We start from the raw sequence: 15,928 nt of genomic DNA on the forward strand, positions 1-15,928 counted from the left end.
CGGATGAGGGCGCTGCTGCTCGCCGCATTTGCCCTTTCGGGCGCGGTTCCGCTCGCCGGCTGCATCCAGCCGCTCTACGGGGCCAATGGGGCCTTCGACGCCTCGCCGCTGGCTTCCGAGCTGCAGGCCATCGAGGTCGACGAGATTCCAGGCCGCATCGGCCATTATCTGCGCAACGATCTGATTTACGGCTTCAACGGCACGGGCTCGTCGGTTGCGCCGCGCTATCGCCTGAGCGTCGTTCTGCGCGAGCGCGTGCAGACGCCGATCCTCGACACGGTCACCGGCCGCGCGACCTCTGCGACCGTTATCGTCGACGCCGATTACAGGCTCGTCACCTGGCCGCAGAATGTGGTGGTGACGCAGGGCACCGCCTTCAACATCGCGAGCTACGACCGTTTCTCGAACCGCTTTTCCAACGTGCGCGCCGCCCGCGACGCGGAGATCCGCGACGCCCGGGTGATCGCGGATTCGATCCGTACGCGCATTTCGACGGAAATGGCGATGCGCGAGCCCGCCCCGACGCTCGTCCGCTGAGCCGCGGCGCGGCGGGCAGGGAGGGGCTGGATGGTCGCCGTCTCGCACCGCGACGCCGAGCGCTTCGTCGCGTCTCCGCCGGAGAGCGTCTTTCTTTTCCTGATCCACGGCTCCGACGCCGGCATGGTGCGAGAGCGGGCGCTCGCGATCGTGACTCAGCGCGTCGACGACCGGCGCGATCCGTTTCAGTTTGTCGAGCTCTCCGGCGACGCCGTGTCCGCCGATCCGTTGACGCTGCTCGACGAAGCCAACACCACGCCGCTCTTTGGCGGCCGCCGCGCCATTCTGGTCGAGACGGGCGCGAAATCGGTCATCCCCGCGGTTGCGTCGCTGATCGCCGCGCCGCCGGCCGCCTGCACGATCGTTCTGACCGCCGGCGCGCTGAAAAAAGATGCGCCGTTGCGCAAGCTCGTGGAGGGCGCGAAGCAAGGGGCCGGACTCGAGTGCCTCCCGGATACGGAGCAGGACATTCATGCGCTGGTCGACCGCACGCTGCTCGAAGCCAATCTCGTGGCGACGCCCGAGGCGCGGGCGCTGCTCCTCGCCGCCCTCGGCGAAGATCGGCTGATGAGCCGCGCCGAGCTCTCCAAGCTCGTTCTCTATGTGCATGGCCGTGAACATGTCGAAGCCGCGGATGTCGAGGCGATCGTCGCCCATGCCTCCAGCATCGCCTCCGACCGCGTCGTGGCCGCCGCTTTCGCGGGCCGCGCGGGCGAGACGCTCGACGCTTATTTTGCGCAAGGAGGCGACGCCGGCGCGCTGCTCTTCGGCGCCCTGCGCTACGCTTTGGCGCTCCATCGCGCCCGGCTCGCCATGGAGCGCGAGGGCGGGCGCGCCGACGCCGGCGTCACCGCGCTCTATCGCGCCGGCTTCGGCTTCATGCATCGCGCCTTGATGGAGGAGCAGCTCAAGAGCTGGACGTCCGCCCGTCTCGGCGCCCTGATCGAGCCCCTGCGCGACGCCCAGACCCGCGCCCGCGCCAATGCGAATATCGCGCAAATGGAGGCCGAACGCGCGCTCTGGCGGGTGGCGAGAGCGGCGGGGAAGCGATGATCACGGGCCGGATTTTCCGCCCTCGCCCTCGCCGGCGGCGAAGCGCCGCGGCGTTTACGCTGCGCTGGCGAGGCTTTCGAACAGCGCGCGGCCGTCGATTCCGCCGACGAGCGGGTCGATGAGATTTTCGGGATGCGGCATCAGCCCGAGCACATTGCGCTTTTCTGAATAGATGCCGGCGATGTCGTTGCGCGAGCCATTGGGATTGGCGTCGCCGCCGAGGGCGCCGTCGGCGGCGCAATAGCGAAAGGCGACGAGGCCTTCGCCCTCGAGCCGCGCGATGGTCGCGTCGTCGGCTTCGTAATTGCCTTCGCCATGGGCGATGCAGACCTCGATCACCTGGCCCTTGGCGTAGTGGCGCGTGAAGGCCGTGTCGTTCCGCTCGACGCGCAAATGCTGCATCTTGCAGACGAAGCGCAAATTGGCGTTGCGCATGAGCAAGCCGGGCAGCAGGCCGCTTTCGCAGAGGATCTGGAATCCGTTGCAGACCCCGAGCACGAGGCCGCCGCGGGCGGCGTGCGCCCGCACCGCGTCCATGATCGTTGCGCGGCCGGCGATGGCGCCGCAGCGCAGATAGTCGCCGTAAGAGAAGCCCCCCGGCAGGACGACGAGATCGGTCCCCGCCGGCAGCTCATGGTCGGCGTGCCAGAGCATGGCGGGCTTCTGCCCGGTCGCCTGCTCGAGCGCGCGCGCCATGTCGCCTTCGCGATTGGAGCCCGGAAAGACGATGACGGCGGCTTTCATGGCGTTCTCTTAAACGTCGATCTGGTAATTTTCGATAACGGTGTTGGCGAGCAGCTTCTCGCAGGCGGCGGTGAGCTGCGCCTTCGCCGCGGCCGCGTCCGCGCCCGTCACCTCGACATCGAAAACCTTGCCCTGGCGCACGCTCTCGACGCCCTCGACGCCGAGCGACTTCAGCGCGCCCTCGATCGCCTTGCCTTGCGGATCGAGGACGCCGTTCTTTAAGGTGACGACGACGCGTGCTTTCATGAGCCTTCAGTTCCGTGTGGGAGCCGCCTCACGGTTAACGGCCCGGCGCGCAAAGGGCAAGCGTCGGATGCGGCCTCAGAACGACTGGGCGGCGGCCCCGACCACCAGGCAGGAGACGACGATCGCCGTCAGCGGACGCCTCAGCTTCGGATACCATTGTGGGGCGCGCCCCGCCCGCGTCTCCGCGAGGTCGTAGAAAAGCAGGCCCATGAAGCCCGCTGCGAGCAGGATGAGGCCCGAAACCCCGCCGATGAGCAGGGCCGGAAGGGCAAGTAGCGACGGCGCCACGCTGCGGCCGAGCGGCCCTGGTCCGGGGTCGTCGCGCTGCATGGCCGCGCCCCAATGCACGCCGCCCATGAAGGACAGGATGATGGCGCCGTAGCCGAGCAGGAGGGTCAAGCCGAAAGGCCGCAGCGTCCCAGCAAAAAAAGGGATCGAGGCGAGGGCGCCGGCGAAGAAGGGAATCGCGCCTGCATAGCCGAGCCATTTCGCCGCTTCCGGAAGGGATTCTCTTGTGCGCATCACTGCCTCCTTTTGGAGCAAAGTGAGCGTGGCGGCTGGCGGCCACAAGGCGCGCGGCGGTCAAAGGCCGCCTGAAATTCGCCAGCCGTCTAAAGGAGACCTGTGTCCCGATAAATGTCGCGCAGAGCGACCCGCGCGCCGATGACGGGGAGGTCGACTTCGCCGTCGGCGGTCTCGAAGCGGCGTTCGGCGAAGCCATTCTTCCGGTCGTAGGATACGACCTCGACCGCGTCCTGCGCCACGACGACATATTGCGAAAGGCTCGGCAGCGTGGCGTAAGCCTTGCGCTTCCACCGCAGGTCACGATTCGCGGTTGACGGGGAAAGAATTTCGAAAACGATCAAAGGATCGTCGCATTCCGTTACAATGGGGTTGCCGCTCGGGCGCACCAGGATGTCTGGTACGGGAACGCCAATCTCAGAAACACGCACCCCGAGTCCCGGTACGACGACCCATGAGGCCTGGCTCGTCGCCGCCGCGCGATCAAGGACGACGATCAGATTGCGCGCGATGAGTTGATGCAGAAAACTTGCCGAAGCGTTCAAGATCGGCTCCCCGTCGACCAACTCCCACTTCTCTTCATCGGGGCGCGTGGCCGTGAACGCGAAGAATTCCTCCGCGTTCATCGGGCGAGGGTCTTGGAAGGGGACGCCCAAAGCCGCCTCCTGTCGTGGCTCCTACTGCACCAGCTTGGGGGCGCCGACGCGGACGTTTTCGCCTTCCTGCATGATGCCGAGCCGGCGCGCGACCTCCGTATAGGCCTCCACCAGCCCGCCGAGGTCGCGGCGGAAGCGGTCCTTGTCCAGCTTGTCGTTTGACTTGATGTCCCACAGACGGCAGCTGTCGGGCGAAATCTCGTCGGCGACGACGATTCGCATCATGTCGCCTTCCCAGAGCCGGCCGCACTCCATCTTGAAATCGACGAGGCGGATGCCGACGCCGAGGAACAGGCCGGAGAGAAAGTCGTTCACGCGGATGGCGAGCGCCATGATGTCGTCGATCTCCTGCGGCGTCGCCCAGCCGAAGGCGGTGATGTGCTCCTCCGAGACCATCGGGTCGTCGAGCGCGTCGTTCTTGTAGTAGAACTCGATGATCGAGCGGGGCAATTGGGTGCCCTCCTCGATGCCGAGGCGCTTGGCCAGCGAGCCGGCCGCGACATTGCGCACCACGACCTCGAGCGGAATGATCTCCACCTCGCGGATGAGCTGCTCGCGCATGTTCAGCCGGCGGATGAAATGCGTCGGCACCCCAATGTTGTTGAGATGCTGGAAGATATATTCCGAGATGCGATTGTTCAGGACGCCCTTGCCATCGATCACCTCATGCTTTTTGGCGTTGAAGGCGGTGGCGTCGTCCTTGAAATGCTGAATCAACGTGCCAGGCTCCGGCCCCTCGTAAAGGACCTTGGCCTTGCCTTCGTAGATACGGCGACGGCGGTTCATTGGGATCAACCGGGGCTTGAGAAAATCCATGTGGTCGGCCGCGGCTCCTCCGATTTTGCCCACCGCGTCCGAAGTCGCACCGGGAGGCAGGTCAAGGTCGCCGACCGCAACAGGGGCGGTCGTAACGTCTTTGGGGGCCAGTGACAAGCCAGCGCTCACCCTTCCAGGGAGCGCCTTACTTTAGCCGAATATGGAAGCTGGCACAACGCGCGCAAGATCGGCGTCTTGCGCGCGCCCGCGCGCGAATGTCGCAGGCTGGCGGCTTGGCATTGGCGCCGCGGTCGAATTTCGCCTATATGCGTGCGGCGCGTGCGATGCGGCAGCGGATTCGCCCGCGAGACAAAGTTCGAGCAACCCGGCTGAGGATGGACATGAGCACTTTCGACCAGCGCGAGGATTCCTTCGAGAAACGCTACGTCCATGACGAGGAGCTGAAGTTCCGCGCCGAGGCGCGCCGCAACAAGCTCGTCGGCCTCTGGGCGGCCGAGAAGCTGGGCAAGACCGGCGCCGAGGCCCAGGCCTACGCCGCCGCTCTGGTTGCGGCGGAGGTCTCCGCCGACGCCGACGAGCGCGTCGTGGCGACGGTCAAGAAGGACTTCGAGGCGGCCGGCGTCGATCAGTCAGAGCACCAGATCCGTCGCACCATGGAAGAAATGCTCGCCAAGGCCAAGGCCGAGATCAAGGCGGGCGCGTAAGGCGTCGGCAGCCGCCGTCTTTGCAAAGCGCTTGAGCGACGACGCGCTCGAGGGCCGCCTTGGCGGCCGCTGGATTGCGTCGCCAAGGCGCGCGATGATGGACGAAGCCGCCGCCAGCGGCGAATTTTAAGTTTTCTCGCGCAAGCTTGCGCCATGCGCGATTATTCCCTTTCTCGTCCCCGAAAGGCCCTTCCCGAAGCGGGCCGCTTCAGCGCCGCGCCGGAAATCGCTGCGCAAGCTTTGCTTTGGCTCCAGGCTCTCGCGGGAGAACGGCGCGCTTCGCGCCACACGCTCGACGGCTATGCCCGCGACCTCGCAGCCTTCCTTGCCTTTCTGACCGAGCACCTCGGCGAAAAGCCCGACGCGGCGGCGCTCATCGCCCTGGCGCCCGCCGATCTGCGCGCCTTTCTCGCGCGGCGACGCAGTGAGGGACTGGAGAGCCGCTCCCTGCTGCGCGCGCTTGCGGCGATCCGCAATTTCCTGCGCTTTCTGGAGAAAAAGGGCCTCGCCAAGACCGATCTCTTCGCCGCGGTGCGCCCGCCCAAGAAGCCGCACAGCCTGCCCAAGGCGCTCACGGTGGGCGACGCCCGCGACCTCATCGACCCAGCGCAGCGCGCCGGCGAAGCGCGCGAGCCCTGGATTCTCGCCCGCGACGCCGCGGTTCTGGCTCTGCTCTATGGCGTCGGCCTGCGCATTTCCGAGGCCCTGTCGATCGCTTATGCGGACGCGCCCACTGGCGGCCGGGATCGCGTGACCATCCTCGGCAAGGGCGGAAAGACGCGCACGGTTCCCGTCATCGAGCCGGTGCGCCGGGCGATCGAAGATTATCTGGCGCATTGCCCCTATGAGCTTTCCGGCGGGCCGCTGTTTGTCGGCGTCAAGGGCGGGCCGTTGTCGCCGCGAATCGTGCAGCTCGCGGTGCAGCGTCTGCGCGGGGCGCTCGGGCTCCCCGACAGCGCGACGCCGCATGCGCTGCGCCATTCCTTCGCCACCCATCTTCTGGGGCGCGGCGGCGATCTGCGCACGATCCAGGAACTTTTGGGCCACGCCTCGCTGTCGACGACGCAGATTTACACCGCCGTCGACAAGAAGCGCCTGCTCGACGCCTATAAGTCGGCGCATCCGCGGGCGGATTGATTACTCCACCGGCTCCACCGCGGTAATCTCGATTCCGAAGCCCGATAGCCCCACGAAGGCGCGCGGTTTGGCGGAGGAAGAGCGCAGGCGGATCGACGAGACGCCCAGATCCTTCAAGATCTGCGCGCCGAGGCCGACGTCCAGCCATTGCCGCTTGCGGCTTTCTTCGGCGTTTTCCGGCTCACGTCCGACAATATTCGTGGGGACGCCGGCGGCGCCGTCGCGCAGATAGACGAGCACGCCGCGCCCCTCGCGGGCGAAGCGCGCGAGCGTCTTTTTGATCGTCGGCGCGCCGCCCATCACGTCCGAAACGATGTCGGCGCGGTGCAGGCGCGTCGGCACAGCGCGGCCGTCGCCGATCGAGCCGAGCACGAAGGCGAAATGCTGCACGCTGTCGAAGGGCGTCACATAGGCGTGGCCGGTGAAGTCGCCGACCTCCGTCGAGACCGGGAAAGTCGCCACGCGCTCCACGAGCTTCTCGCGCCCCTGCCGGAAGGCGATCAGATCCGCGACCGAAACCAGTTTGAGATTGTGCGTCCTCGCAAAATCGGAGACCTGCTGGCCCGTCATCACCGTGCCGTCGTCATTGGCGAGTTCGCAGATCACGCCCACGGGCGGGAGGCCGGCGAGCTTGCAAAGGTCCACGGCCGCTTCCGTATGGCCGGAGCGCATCAGCACGCCGCCGTCCTTCGCGATGAGCGGGAAGACATGGCCGGGACGCACGAAATCGGCGGCGCCCATATTGCTGTTGGCGAGCGCGCGCACCGTATTGCAGCGCTGCTCGGCCGAGATGCCGGTGGTGAGGCCGTGCTTCACGTCGACGGAGACGGTGAAGGCGGTGCCGAGCGGCGCGTCGTTCTGGGCGACCATGGGCGCGAGATGCAGGCGGCGGGCGTCCTCGAGCGTGACGGGCGCGCAGACGATGCCGCAGCAATGGCGGATGATGAAGGCCATTTTCTCCGGCGTGCACAGCGACGCCGCAATGACGAGATCGCCTTCGTTCTCTCGGTCGTCATCGTCGGTGACGACGACGATCTCGCCGTGCGCAATGGCCTCGATGGCCTCTGTGATGGAATGGGGCAAGCGGGTCTCCGGGGGGCGCCGATAGGCGCTGTCGCCGCATATCTAGCCGTCCCGCCGCGCCGTTTCAAATCCGCCCGGACGCCGCCATTTTCAGCGTATCCATATTGGCCCCGAGGAGCCGTGGAGGAACGGGATGGCGCATGTGGTTCGGCTGTCTGCGGCGCTCGCCGCCTTTCTCTTCTGCGCCGGAGCCGGGGCCGCGCCGTCCTGCGCCGATATGGAGCAGGATGGGGCGTCCTACACGGTCTGCGACGTCGACGCCCGAAAGGCGTCGATCCGCCTTTACCTGCGCGACGGCGCGGGCGACCTTTACGGCGGCTTCTCCGCCCTTGCCGAGGCGCTGGCGCGGCGTGGCGAGACGCTCGCCTTCGCTATGAACGCCGGCATGTATGCCCCCGATTTCTCGCCCGTGGGACTGTATGTGGAGGGAGGGCGCTCGCTCCATTCCGCCAACACGGCCGCCGGCGAAGGCAATTTCCACATGAAGCCCAATGGCGTCTTTTGGGTCGACGGCGGGCAGGCGGGGGTGACGGACACCCAGCGCTTTCTGAAGTCGCGGGCGCAGCCCGCCTATGCGACGCAGTCGGGGCCGATGCTGTTGATCGGCGGCCGGATCAACCCGCATATTCACGAAAGCGGAACCTCGCAAAGGTTCCGCAACGGCGTCTGCGTGCGGGGCGGGCATGTGGCGCGTTTCGCCATCTCCAACCAGCCTGTGACCTTCCACCAGTTTGCGAGCTTCTTCCAGGACCGGCTCGCATGCGCCGACGCGCTGTTTCTCGACGGCGGGACCGCCTCGGGGATGTATGCGCCGTCGCTCTCGCGGCACGACCGCTTTCATCCGATGGGGCCGCTGATCGGGGTGGTCGAGAAAAAATGATTCCCGACCCGGCGCCGCCGTCCTCGTCCTTCGAGACGCCGCCTTCGGCGGCTCCTCAGGATGAGGACGGCTTGTCGAAGCCGCTCGACCCGCAGGCCGTAGCGATGCAAGGCCACTCGTCCTGACGAGCGTGCGCAGCACGCGTCCGGGAAGACCCCTCATCCTGAGGAGCGTGCGCAGCACGCGTCTCGAAGACCCCTCATCCTGAGGAGCGTCGAAGCACGCGTCTCGAAGGCCCCTCATCCTGAGGAGCGTGCGAAGCACGCGTCTCGAAGCACGAGAGGCAGAAAACCGGACTCACCCCTCCATGAGCGCGCCGACATGCGCGGCGACGCTCGCTGCGAGGTCCTTTGGCGCATAGCCGCCTTCGAGCATCGAGACGATGCGGCCGTCGCAGCGCCGCGCCGCAATTTCCATGACGCGTAGCGTGACGTCACGAAAGTCTTCTTCCACGAGACGCAGCCCGCCGAGCGGGTCATGCACATGCGCGTCGAAGCCGGCGCAGAGCAGGATGACGTCGGGCGCGAAAGCGTCGAGGCGCGGGAGGATGCGGCCCTTCAGCGCCTCGCGGAAGGCCTCGCCGCCGTCGCCCTTCGTCAGCGGCGCGTTGACGATAGTGTCATGGGCGCCGGTCTCCGTGACGGCGCCCGTGCCCGGATAATGCGGCGACTGATGCGTCGAGCAGTAAAGGACCTTCTTTTCGTCCCAGAAAATCTCCTGCACGCCATTGCCGTGATGCACGTCGAAATCGATGATCGCCGCGCGTTCTGCGCCATGGGCCGCGATGGCGTGGCGCGCGGCGACGGCGGCGTTGTTGAAAAAGCAGAAGCCCATGGGCCCGTCGGGGCGCGCATGATGGCCGGGCGGGCGCGTCGCGACGAAAGCGCTGCGCGCCTCTCCGCGCATGACGGCGTCGACCGCGGCGACAGCGCCGCCGGCTGCGCGCAGGGCGGCTTCATAACTTCCGGCGCTCATGACGACGTCGGCGCCAAGCTCTGTTCGTCCCGCCTTCGGGGCGAGCGCCGCGAGTCGGTCGAGATGCGCGGCCGCATGGACGCGCAGCAGCGCGTCGCGTGGCGCCAGCGGCGCGTCGCGGCGCAGGAGGGCGCGAAAGCGCGGATCGTCCAAAGCGGTGAAAAGCGCCCGCAGCCGCGCGGGGGCGTCGGGCCATCCGGGGCCGGGGTCATGGGCGAGGGCGGCGGGGTGGCTGACGAAAAGCGTTCCTGACGTCGCCGCGCGGACGGGGAAGGCGGCAAGGCTGGCGGCGCCGGCGAGGGCGGCGCGGCGGGTCAGCGCGCCGGGATTGTTAGGCGTTGCTTGGACCCCACCCGGCCCGCTTCGCGGGCCACCCTCCCCGTGAAGGGGAGGGAGGGGATCGCTGCGCCGGCGCCGATAACCCTCGAAAATTCCTGCTTTGCCGGTTGGTTTCAACTGCGGCGCTTCAATCCCTCCCCCTTGCGGGGAGGGTGTCGCCGTGAAGCGGCGACGGGTGGGGCTACCCGCCAATCTGTCCCCGATGCCGCAGGAAATGATCCGCCAGAACGCACGCCATCATGGCCTCTCCGACCGGCACGGCGCGGATGCCGACGCAAGGGTCGTGGCGGCCCTTGGTGACGATCTCCGTCTCTTGGCCGTCGCGGTCGATGGTCCGGCGCGGGGTCAAGATGGAGGAGGTGGGCTTCACGGCGAAGCGCACGACGATCGGCTGGCCGGTCGAGAGGCCGCCGAGCACGCCGCCCGCGTGGTTCGACAAAAATGTGGGGCCGGCGCGCATCTCGTCGGCGTTTTCCTCGCCAGAGAGTTCCGCGGCCGCGAAGCCGTCGCCGATCTCCACGCCCTTCACGGCGTTGATCGACATCATCGCCGCGGCGAGATCCGCGTCGATCTTGCCGTAAAGCGGCGCGCCCCAGCCGGGCGGCGCGCCTTCCGCGACGACCTCCACAACGGCGCCGATCGAAGAGCCTTTCTTGCGCACTTCGTCGAGATAGGCCGCCCATTGCTCAGCCATCACGGCGTCCGGGCAAAACAGCGGATTGCGCTCGACTTCCGCCCAGTCGAAGCGGGCGCGATCGATCTTATGGGGGCCGATCTGCACCAGCGCGCCGCGGATCGTGACGCCGGGGACGACCTTGCGGGCGACGGCGCCGGCGGCGACGCGCGCCGCCGTCTCGCGCGCCGATGAGCGCCCGCCGCCGCGATAGTCGCGGACGCCATATTTCGCGTCGTAGACGTAGTCGGCGTGGCCCGGGCGGTATTTATTGGCGATTTCGCCATAGTCCTTCGAGCGCTGGTCGGCGTTTTCGATGACGAGCGCGATCGGCGTTCCGGTCGTAACCTGCACGCCGTCGGGGCCCGCGAAAACGCCGGAAAGAATTTTCACCGCATCCGGCTCGCGGCGCTGCGTGGTGAAGCGGGACTGGCCGGGTTTGCGCTTGTCGAGAAAGCCCTGGATGTCGGCCTCGGTCAGCGCGATCCCCGGCGGGCAGCCGTCGACGATCGCGCCGAGCGCAAGGCCGTGGCTTTCGCCGAAAGTGGTGACGCGGAAGAGATGGCCGAAGCTGTTATGCGACATGCGGCGCTTCTAGGCCGCGCGGGCGCCCGGGTCAAACGCGCCGCCGGCGGGACTTTCGCAACGGACCAAACCGTCGTAACAGCAGGGTTCGAGTTATAGAGAGGCGAGAATGCTCAAGAAGATTGCCGTCGCCGCCGTTGCGGCGCTCCTCTGCGCGCCGGCGCTGGCCCGTGACTTTACCGTCGATTATGGCGGCCTCGGCCGCAACACTCCCAACCATGCGCAACATGGCAAACGCAGCCGCAGCGGCGCGTGGATCGACGACAATCGCCGCCATCACGGCGCGCCGCACGGCGGCCATTGGGTCGGCGGGCATGGCCATTTCAGCCCGCGTGGGCAGGGCGGCCATCATTGGGGCTGGTGAGCCGCCTCGGCTGACGCGCCGGTTTTCGCTTCGGCGTTTTCGGGCGCGCTCTTTTCCGGCTGCGGCGCGGCGGCGGCGGCCGCTTTCGCCGGGTCCTCGAGAAGGCGGCGCAGTTGCGACACGGCGGCCGTGACGAGGGCCATGCGCGGCCGGTCTGGCCCGATCTCGACGGCGGCCATATTGGCGAGCGCTTTGGCGAGATTGCCCGTCGGCAGGCCGGCGGCGTCGAACAGCAGAAGGTCGTCGTTGGGCGAGGCGGCGACGCCCGCCGCCAGATGCGACGCGTAATTTGCGATACGGGCCAGCTCGGCCGAGCAGTCCGCCACGCCGCCGAGCGATGGCGGCGAGGCTGAGGGCGGCCCGGACAGGGGAGCGGGCGGCGGCAGAAGCTTCAGCCCCGAGATCGTCTCCGTGTCCAAGTCGCGCGTCGGCGGCTTCGGCTTGTCGCGCCGGGGCCGCGCCTCTGAGACGCCCGCCATGATCGACGGGGCCGGGATGAGGTCGGGCGTCCCCACGGGCCGCGCCGGCGCAGGGCCGACGCCGCCTCGTCCATGGGCCGCGAGCCAGCGGGCGCGCAGCGTATTCTGAAGGCCCCGCGGCGCGAGTCCCATCGGCACGACCCGTTGCGGCATCATCTGCGCCAGACCTTCGCGCGAGGCAGGCGGCCCGGGCGTCGGGCGGGCGATCATGGGCGAACATTGGGCCGGCGCCCAGCGCTCGACAATGGCGCGGGCGCTATGGCGTTTGTAATCGACGTAATAGCGGCGCAGCAGCAGCGCGGCGACGGCGGCGCCTTCCTCCGCCGAAGCGAAGGCGACATGCCCGTCGGCGTCCGAGGCGATCTCGCCGGTCCAGCCGGCGCGCTTCACGCACCAGTAATTATTCAGCTTCACGCAGCGCGCCGGGTCGCCGTCTTCGGCGCCGAGCGCGCGTTTGGCCGCGTCCGCGGGGCCCATCTCGAGCCAGAGGGCGCTCTCGCTTCGCCAATTGTCGACGGCGCGCTTGTCGGGAAGGTAGGACGGCGCCGGCGTGCGCCAGAAGAGCGCCGCCGGCGCGACAAGGACAGCCGGCGGCCGGGCGGGCGCTGCGGCCGTCATCAGCATCACGAGCGTTTCGAGCAGCATGCCCCGCGCGCTCCCGGAGAATAACCCTTAGTCCGGGTCGTCGACGACGTCGCCGCGCAAGGCCGCCGGCGTCACGAATCGATGGAGACGGGCGGCGCCCTTTCGGACCTCCGCCCAATGTTCGGTGTCGAAGTCCAAAATCGCAAGCGCGGCGGTCGGATAGGAGGCGCGCATATGGTCGAGATCACTGGGTTCGCCGCCGCCCGCGAGCCAGATCGCAAGCTCCGCGAAACCGGGATTGTGGCCGACGGCGAGGAGCGTGTGCACTTTATCGGGCGTCTGCCGCAGCACGTCGACCAGATGATCGACTGTTGCAAGATAGATCGTGTTCTCAATGAGATGCGTGACGTGACCGGGGAAGGCTTCGAGCGTGCGCTCGAGCGTCTGCTTGGCGCGCCGCGCGTTGGAGGCGACGGCGAGTTCGGGGGTCATGCCCGCTTCGCGCAGAAACTCGCCGACGCGACGCGCGTCCTCCTCGCCGCGCCGCGTCAGCGGGCGCTCGCGATCCCCTCCGGCTGAGTGACGGTCGGCTTTGCCGTGGCGCAATAGAAGTAAACGTCGCATAGAATCTCTCTAACACGCGACGCGCGGAAAGCCATCCGCGGAGCGGCGTCGCGGCCAAGCTGCGACGAAAAAACTCGGGGCCTTTACCGCGTCGCAATGCGGGTGCAAGTTCCTTCCTCTCCTTCTCCCCGCGAATGGCGCAAAGTCTCAAGCAATGCAAAAGCTTATCAGTCGTAACGCCCTTATTGCGGGCGTGCTCGGGTTCGCGGCCGCGGCGGCGGTCGGGACCCTCCCCGCCATCACCCAGGCAGCCGAGGGCGACCTGAGCCTCGACAATCTGACGTTCTCGCTTGGCGGGGTCGTTTATAAAGTCCCGCATTTGGAGCTGAAAGGCGCGTCGCTTACGGCCCTCGAGCTGGCGCAGCTCTTCACGGGCGACGAGAAAGCTGTGGATGGCCGCCTCGCGCGGCTCTCGGCGAAAGGCCTCGTCATCCCGACGTTGACGACCGAGCGCAAGGTCGGCGAGACGACCGAGCGCGCCGTGTATCGCGATCTCGCGGCGGAGGGCATTGCTGCGGGCCGCATTGCGTCTCTCAAGGCCGGGGGCGCCGAGCAGACCATCGACAAAGCCGATGGCCAGTCGCAGCGGCTCGTCTGGGGCGCGAGCCTCGCCAAGGGGATCGATCTCCGCCAACTCGCCCATCTGGCGCTCGCCGTGCAGCGCGACCGCGACGAGGCGCTGAAGCCGGTCATCGAGGAGGAGCGCGTCGCGTCGCTCACCCTCGAAGACAGGGTCGGGCGGATGACGGCGAGGACCGGCCCGTTGACGCTCGCCGGCGTGAAGGGCAGGGCCCTGCCCGTGTCGCCGACGGCGCTTCTGGAACGGGTGCAGAAAGTCGATCCCGACAAGACGGAGGCCGATCCTACGCTGCTGAAGGACGTCATCGAGGCCATAGCCTCGTTCGACGTCGGCGCGCTGGAGGCGCGCGACATCGCCGTAACCGGCAAGGGAGAGCCCGCCGACAAGCCTTACGCCATCAAGGTCGGCCGGATCGCCGCGACGAAAATGTCCGGCGCCGCGGTCGGCGATTTCGCCATGGAGAATTTCTCCCTTCAGTCCTCGGACGGCGGCCTTCTCACCCTCAGTCGTTTCGGCCTGCGCGACGCCCGGCTCGCCGCGCTGCTCGAGGCCCCTTTCCCGCAGCTTTCGCGCGTGGAACTCAAGGGGCTTCAGGGCGATTTGCCGGACGCCCGGATCGGCGAAACCTCGCGGATGAAGTTCAGCCTCGCCGATGTGGAGGCGAATTTCGCGGATTACCGCGAGATCGCCCCCGCGAAACTCTCGGCCCGGATGGACCGTCTCGACATCGATCTCGCGGCGCGCGGCGAGGCGCCCTCGACCGCCCAGTTCCTGGCGCTCGGCTACCGCGATCTGGATCTTTCGGCCGCGGTGGCGGGCGAATGGCGCGAGCAGACGCAGGAGGCCGTTTTCGCGCCGCTGCGCATCGAGGGGCGCGACATGGGCGCGGCGACGCTGAGCGTCACCTTTGGCAATGTGTCGGGCGCAATCTTTTCTTCCATGGCGGTGGTCTCCAAGGCGGCGGCGATGGCGGCTTCGCTCAAATCCGTGGAGCTCGTCGTCGAAGGGGGCGGGCTCATCGACCGGCTGCTGACGCTCGAAGCCCGGGAGCAGAAAGGGAGCGTCGAGAAGGCCCGAGCCGAATACGCCAAGGGCGCGGGGCTCGCGGTGGCCTCGGTGCTCGGCGGCGGCGAGAAGGCCAAAAAGATCGCCGAGGCGGTCTCGGCCTACGTCCTGCGACCCAAGCGGCTGCAGGTGCGGCTGGCGGCCCCCGCCGGCGTCAACGCGCTCGACGTGATGTCGCGCAAGCCTTCGGAAATTTTGGAAGGCGTCGAGGTCGAGGCCGTGGCCGAGCGATAGCCGGATGCAATAAAACACGCATCGGGCCGCGTCTCCTGCTATTGGAGCGCGGGCAGGATAGATATTGGTCTTACGGCGCCGCTGGCGCTATAGCTTTTGCGCGCCGTAGCGGCGGGAGGGGCGATGCTGGAAATCGCGGTGCAGATGGACCCGTTGGAGCGAATTAATTTCGCCGGGGATTCAACCTTCGCGCTGATGCTGGAGGCCAAGCGGCGCGGGCATCGCCTGTGGTTCTACACGCCCGATCAGCTCTCTCTCGAAGGCGGCCGCCTCACCGCCCGCGCCCATCATATCGACGTCTTCGACGAGCCGGGCCGCTATTACGCCCTCGGCGAGGCCACGGAGCTCGATCTTTCGAGCATGGACGTGGTGCTGCTGCGGCAGGACCCGCCCTTCGATCTCGCCTATATCACCTCGACCCATTTCCTCGAGCGCATCCAGGGGCGGACGCTGGTCGTCAACGACCCCGGCCATGTCCGCAATGCGCCCGAAAAAGTTTTCGTGATGGATTTCGTCGATCTCATGCCGCCGACGCTCATCACCCGGGATCGCGCGGCGATCGAGCGCTTTCGCGCCAAGCACGGCGACATCGTCATGAAGCCCCTCTACGGCCACGGCGGCGCCGCGGTGTTCAAGGTGACGCCGCGGGACCCGAATTTCGGCTCGCTGTTCGACATGTTCAGCACGAGTTTTCGCGAGCCCTGGGTGGCGCAGCAGTTCCTGCCCGAGGTGGCGAAGGGCGACAAGCGCATCATTTTAATCGACGGCGAGGCGCTCGGCGCGATCAACCGCGTGCCGGCGCAGGACGACATTCGCTCCAATATGGTGCGCGGCGGCGCGGCGGCGGCCACCGAACTCGACGACCGCGAAAATGAGATTTGCGCCCGCCTCGGGCCGGAGCTTAAAAAGCGTGGGCTGATTTTTGTCGGAATCGACGTAATCGACGGGCGGCTGACCGAGATAAACGTCACGTCGCCCACGGGGCTGCGCGCGCTCAAGCGCGTTGGCGGGCCCGATCTCGCGGTTCCGCTTTTCGACGCCATTGAAAGCCGTCTGAAGGCGCTGCGCGCCGCGGGATGATCAGAA

19 protein-coding genes are annotated in these 15,928 nt (G+C 67.5%); 9 read left to right on the top strand and 10 right to left on the bottom strand.

Features of this window, described 5'->3' with window-relative positions:
- Positions 1-3 precede the first annotated feature (3 nt).
- Together RVU70_RS12635 and holA are read left to right on the top strand one after the other, a co-directional pair.
- On the top strand, positions 4-537 hold the full coding sequence (locus RVU70_RS12635) for an LPS assembly lipoprotein LptE (protein ID WP_363346782.1): 534 nt from the start codon (positions 4-6) through the stop codon (positions 535-537).
- A gap of 30 nt (positions 538-567) precedes the next feature.
- On the top strand, positions 568-1,590 hold the full coding sequence (gene holA, locus RVU70_RS12640) for a DNA polymerase III subunit delta (protein ID WP_363346784.1): 1,023 nt from the start codon (positions 568-570) through the stop codon (positions 1,588-1,590).
- Between the two features lie 54 nt (positions 1,591-1,644).
- Here holA and purQ read toward each other — a convergent pair whose 3' ends face one another.
- From purQ to purC, 5 genes are all read right to left on the bottom strand, one after another.
- Positions 1,645-2,334 carry a phosphoribosylformylglycinamidine synthase subunit PurQ gene (purQ, locus tag RVU70_RS12645; protein WP_363346786.1) on the bottom strand — a complete coding sequence of 230 codons (690 nt, stop codon included), beginning with the start codon at positions 2,332-2,334 and terminating at the stop codon, positions 1,645-1,647.
- Between the two features lie 9 nt (positions 2,335-2,343).
- A complete protein-coding gene (gene purS, locus RVU70_RS12650; protein ID WP_363346788.1) occupies positions 2,344-2,580 on the bottom strand; it encodes a phosphoribosylformylglycinamidine synthase subunit PurS in 237 nt (78 codons plus the stop codon).
- Between the two features lie 75 nt (positions 2,581-2,655).
- Positions 2,656-3,102, bottom strand: coding sequence for a DUF3429 domain-containing protein (locus RVU70_RS12655; RefSeq protein ID WP_363346790.1), 447 nt, complete (start codon positions 3,100-3,102; stop codon positions 2,656-2,658).
- An 89-nt stretch (positions 3,103-3,191) separates the two neighbouring features.
- A complete protein-coding gene (locus RVU70_RS12660) occupies positions 3,192-3,728 on the bottom strand; it encodes a Uma2 family endonuclease (protein ID WP_363346792.1) in 537 nt (178 codons plus the stop codon).
- A gap of 51 nt (positions 3,729-3,779) precedes the next feature.
- Positions 3,780-4,574: a phosphoribosylaminoimidazolesuccinocarboxamide synthase gene (purC, locus tag RVU70_RS12665; RefSeq protein ID WP_363346794.1), complete on the bottom strand. Its 795-nt coding sequence runs from the start codon at positions 4,572-4,574 to the stop codon at positions 3,780-3,782.
- 341 nt (positions 4,575-4,915) lie between these two features.
- Between purC and RVU70_RS12670 the strand changes: the two genes are divergently transcribed.
- Both RVU70_RS12670 and RVU70_RS12675 read left to right on the top strand, forming a co-directional pair.
- Positions 4,916-5,239, top strand: a complete 324-nt coding sequence (locus tag RVU70_RS12670) for a DUF1476 domain-containing protein (RefSeq protein WP_363346796.1) — start codon at positions 4,916-4,918, stop codon at positions 5,237-5,239.
- Positions 5,240-5,392: 153 nt separating this feature from the next.
- Positions 5,393-6,376 carry a tyrosine recombinase XerC gene (locus RVU70_RS12675; RefSeq protein WP_363346798.1) on the top strand — a complete coding sequence of 328 codons (984 nt, stop codon included), beginning with the start codon at positions 5,393-5,395 and terminating at the stop codon, positions 6,374-6,376.
- Here RVU70_RS12675 and ribB read toward each other — a convergent pair whose 3' ends face one another.
- Entirely contained in the window at positions 6,377-7,459 is a 1,083-nt protein-coding gene (gene ribB / locus RVU70_RS12680) for a 3,4-dihydroxy-2-butanone-4-phosphate synthase (RefSeq protein ID WP_363346800.1), read from the bottom strand.
- A gap of 133 nt (positions 7,460-7,592) precedes the next feature.
- Between ribB and RVU70_RS12685 the strand changes: the two genes are divergently transcribed.
- Both RVU70_RS12685 and RVU70_RS12690 read left to right on the top strand, forming a co-directional pair.
- Positions 7,593-8,339, top strand: a complete 747-nt coding sequence (locus RVU70_RS12685) for a phosphodiester glycosidase family protein (RefSeq protein ID WP_363346802.1) — start codon at positions 7,593-7,595, stop codon at positions 8,337-8,339.
- The gene (locus RVU70_RS12690) at positions 8,336-8,464 is read left to right on the top strand and encodes a hypothetical protein (protein ID WP_363346804.1); all 129 of its coding nucleotides are present in this window, start codon (positions 8,336-8,338) and stop codon (positions 8,462-8,464) included. The genes RVU70_RS12685 and RVU70_RS12690 overlap by 4 nt, the downstream gene beginning before the upstream one ends.
- Positions 8,465-8,636: 172 nt before the next feature.
- On the opposite strand, the gene RVU70_RS12695 is transcribed toward RVU70_RS12690, so the two are convergent.
- Complete coding sequence (locus RVU70_RS12695) at positions 8,637-9,632, bottom strand: histone deacetylase family protein (protein ID WP_363351322.1); 996 nt, start codon at positions 9,630-9,632, stop codon at positions 8,637-8,639.
- 202 nt (positions 9,633-9,834) lie between these two features.
- Positions 9,835-10,911, bottom strand: coding sequence for a chorismate synthase (gene aroC, locus RVU70_RS12700; protein ID WP_363346806.1), 1,077 nt, complete (start codon positions 10,909-10,911; stop codon positions 9,835-9,837).
- A 109-nt stretch (positions 10,912-11,020) separates the two neighbouring features.
- On the opposite strand from aroC, the gene RVU70_RS12705 reads away from it, so the two are divergent.
- Positions 11,021-11,275: a hypothetical protein gene (locus RVU70_RS12705; protein WP_363346808.1), complete on the top strand. Its 255-nt coding sequence runs from the start codon at positions 11,021-11,023 to the stop codon at positions 11,273-11,275.
- Here RVU70_RS12705 and RVU70_RS12710 read toward each other — a convergent pair.
- Both RVU70_RS12710 and RVU70_RS12715 read right to left on the bottom strand, forming a co-directional pair.
- Complete coding sequence (locus RVU70_RS12710; protein ID WP_363346810.1) at positions 11,260-12,399, bottom strand: hypothetical protein; 1,140 nt, start codon at positions 12,397-12,399, stop codon at positions 11,260-11,262. The two genes, RVU70_RS12705 and RVU70_RS12710, sit on opposite strands and share 16 nt — an antisense overlap.
- Positions 12,400-12,426: 27 nt before the next feature.
- Positions 12,427-12,963, bottom strand: a complete 537-nt coding sequence (locus tag RVU70_RS12715; protein WP_363346812.1) for a histidine phosphatase family protein — start codon at positions 12,961-12,963, stop codon at positions 12,427-12,429.
- A 154-nt stretch (positions 12,964-13,117) separates the two neighbouring features.
- Between RVU70_RS12715 and RVU70_RS12720 the strand changes: the two genes are divergently transcribed.
- Both RVU70_RS12720 and gshB read left to right on the top strand, forming a co-directional pair.
- Positions 13,118-14,842: a hypothetical protein gene (locus tag RVU70_RS12720; protein ID WP_363346814.1), complete on the top strand. Its 1,725-nt coding sequence runs from the start codon at positions 13,118-13,120 to the stop codon at positions 14,840-14,842.
- Positions 14,843-14,965: 123 nt separating this feature from the next.
- A complete protein-coding gene (gene gshB, locus RVU70_RS12725; protein ID WP_363346816.1) occupies positions 14,966-15,922 on the top strand; it encodes a glutathione synthase in 957 nt (318 codons plus the stop codon).
- The last annotated feature ends 6 nt before the right edge of the window (positions 15,923-15,928 follow it).

The organism is Methylocystis echinoides, assembly GCF_040687965.1.
Lineage (GTDB): Bacteria > Pseudomonadota > Alphaproteobacteria > Rhizobiales > Beijerinckiaceae > Methylocystis > Methylocystis echinoides_A.

Excerpts from the sequence above, each read along its gene's own strand:
- gshB (WP_363346816.1), top strand. The coding sequence starts at position 14,966 with ATGCTGGAAATCGCGGTGCAGATGGACCCGTTGGAGCGAATTAATTTC.
- RVU70_RS12685 (WP_363346802.1), top strand. The coding sequence starts at position 7,593 with ATGGCGCATGTGGTTCGGCTGTCTGCGGCGCTCGCCGCCTTTCTCTTC.
- RVU70_RS12675 (WP_363346798.1), top strand. The coding sequence starts at position 5,393 with ATGCGCGATTATTCCCTTTCTCGTCCCCGAAAGGCCCTTCCCGAAGCG.
- purS (WP_363346788.1), bottom strand. The coding sequence starts at position 2,580 with ATGAAAGCACGCGTCGTCGTCACCTTAAAGAACGGCGTCCTCGATCCG.
- RVU70_RS12720 (WP_363346814.1), top strand. The coding sequence starts at position 13,118 with ATGCAAAAGCTTATCAGTCGTAACGCCCTTATTGCGGGCGTGCTCGGG.
- RVU70_RS12670 (WP_363346796.1), top strand. The coding sequence starts at position 4,916 with ATGAGCACTTTCGACCAGCGCGAGGATTCCTTCGAGAAACGCTACGTC.
- RVU70_RS12710 (WP_363346810.1), bottom strand. The coding sequence starts at position 12,399 with ATGCTGCTCGAAACGCTCGTGATGCTGATGACGGCCGCAGCGCCCGCC.
- RVU70_RS12655 (WP_363346790.1), bottom strand. The coding sequence starts at position 3,102 with ATGCGCACAAGAGAATCCCTTCCGGAAGCGGCGAAATGGCTCGGCTAT.
- purQ (WP_363346786.1), bottom strand. The coding sequence starts at position 2,334 with ATGAAAGCCGCCGTCATCGTCTTTCCGGGCTCCAATCGCGAAGGCGAC.
- purC (WP_363346794.1), bottom strand. The coding sequence starts at position 4,574 with ATGGATTTTCTCAAGCCCCGGTTGATCCCAATGAACCGCCGTCGCCGT.
- RVU70_RS12635 (WP_363346782.1), top strand. The coding sequence starts at position 4 with ATGAGGGCGCTGCTGCTCGCCGCATTTGCCCTTTCGGGCGCGGTTCCG.
- RVU70_RS12690 (WP_363346804.1), top strand. The coding sequence starts at position 8,336 with ATGATTCCCGACCCGGCGCCGCCGTCCTCGTCCTTCGAGACGCCGCCT.
- RVU70_RS12705 (WP_363346808.1), top strand. The coding sequence starts at position 11,021 with ATGCTCAAGAAGATTGCCGTCGCCGCCGTTGCGGCGCTCCTCTGCGCG.
- aroC (WP_363346806.1), bottom strand. The coding sequence starts at position 10,911 with ATGTCGCATAACAGCTTCGGCCATCTCTTCCGCGTCACCACTTTCGGC.
- RVU70_RS12715 (WP_363346812.1), bottom strand. The coding sequence starts at position 12,963 with ATGCGACGTTTACTTCTATTGCGCCACGGCAAAGCCGACCGTCACTCA.
- RVU70_RS12660 (WP_363346792.1), bottom strand. The coding sequence starts at position 3,728 with ATGAACGCGGAGGAATTCTTCGCGTTCACGGCCACGCGCCCCGATGAA.
- holA (WP_363346784.1), top strand. The coding sequence starts at position 568 with ATGGTCGCCGTCTCGCACCGCGACGCCGAGCGCTTCGTCGCGTCTCCG.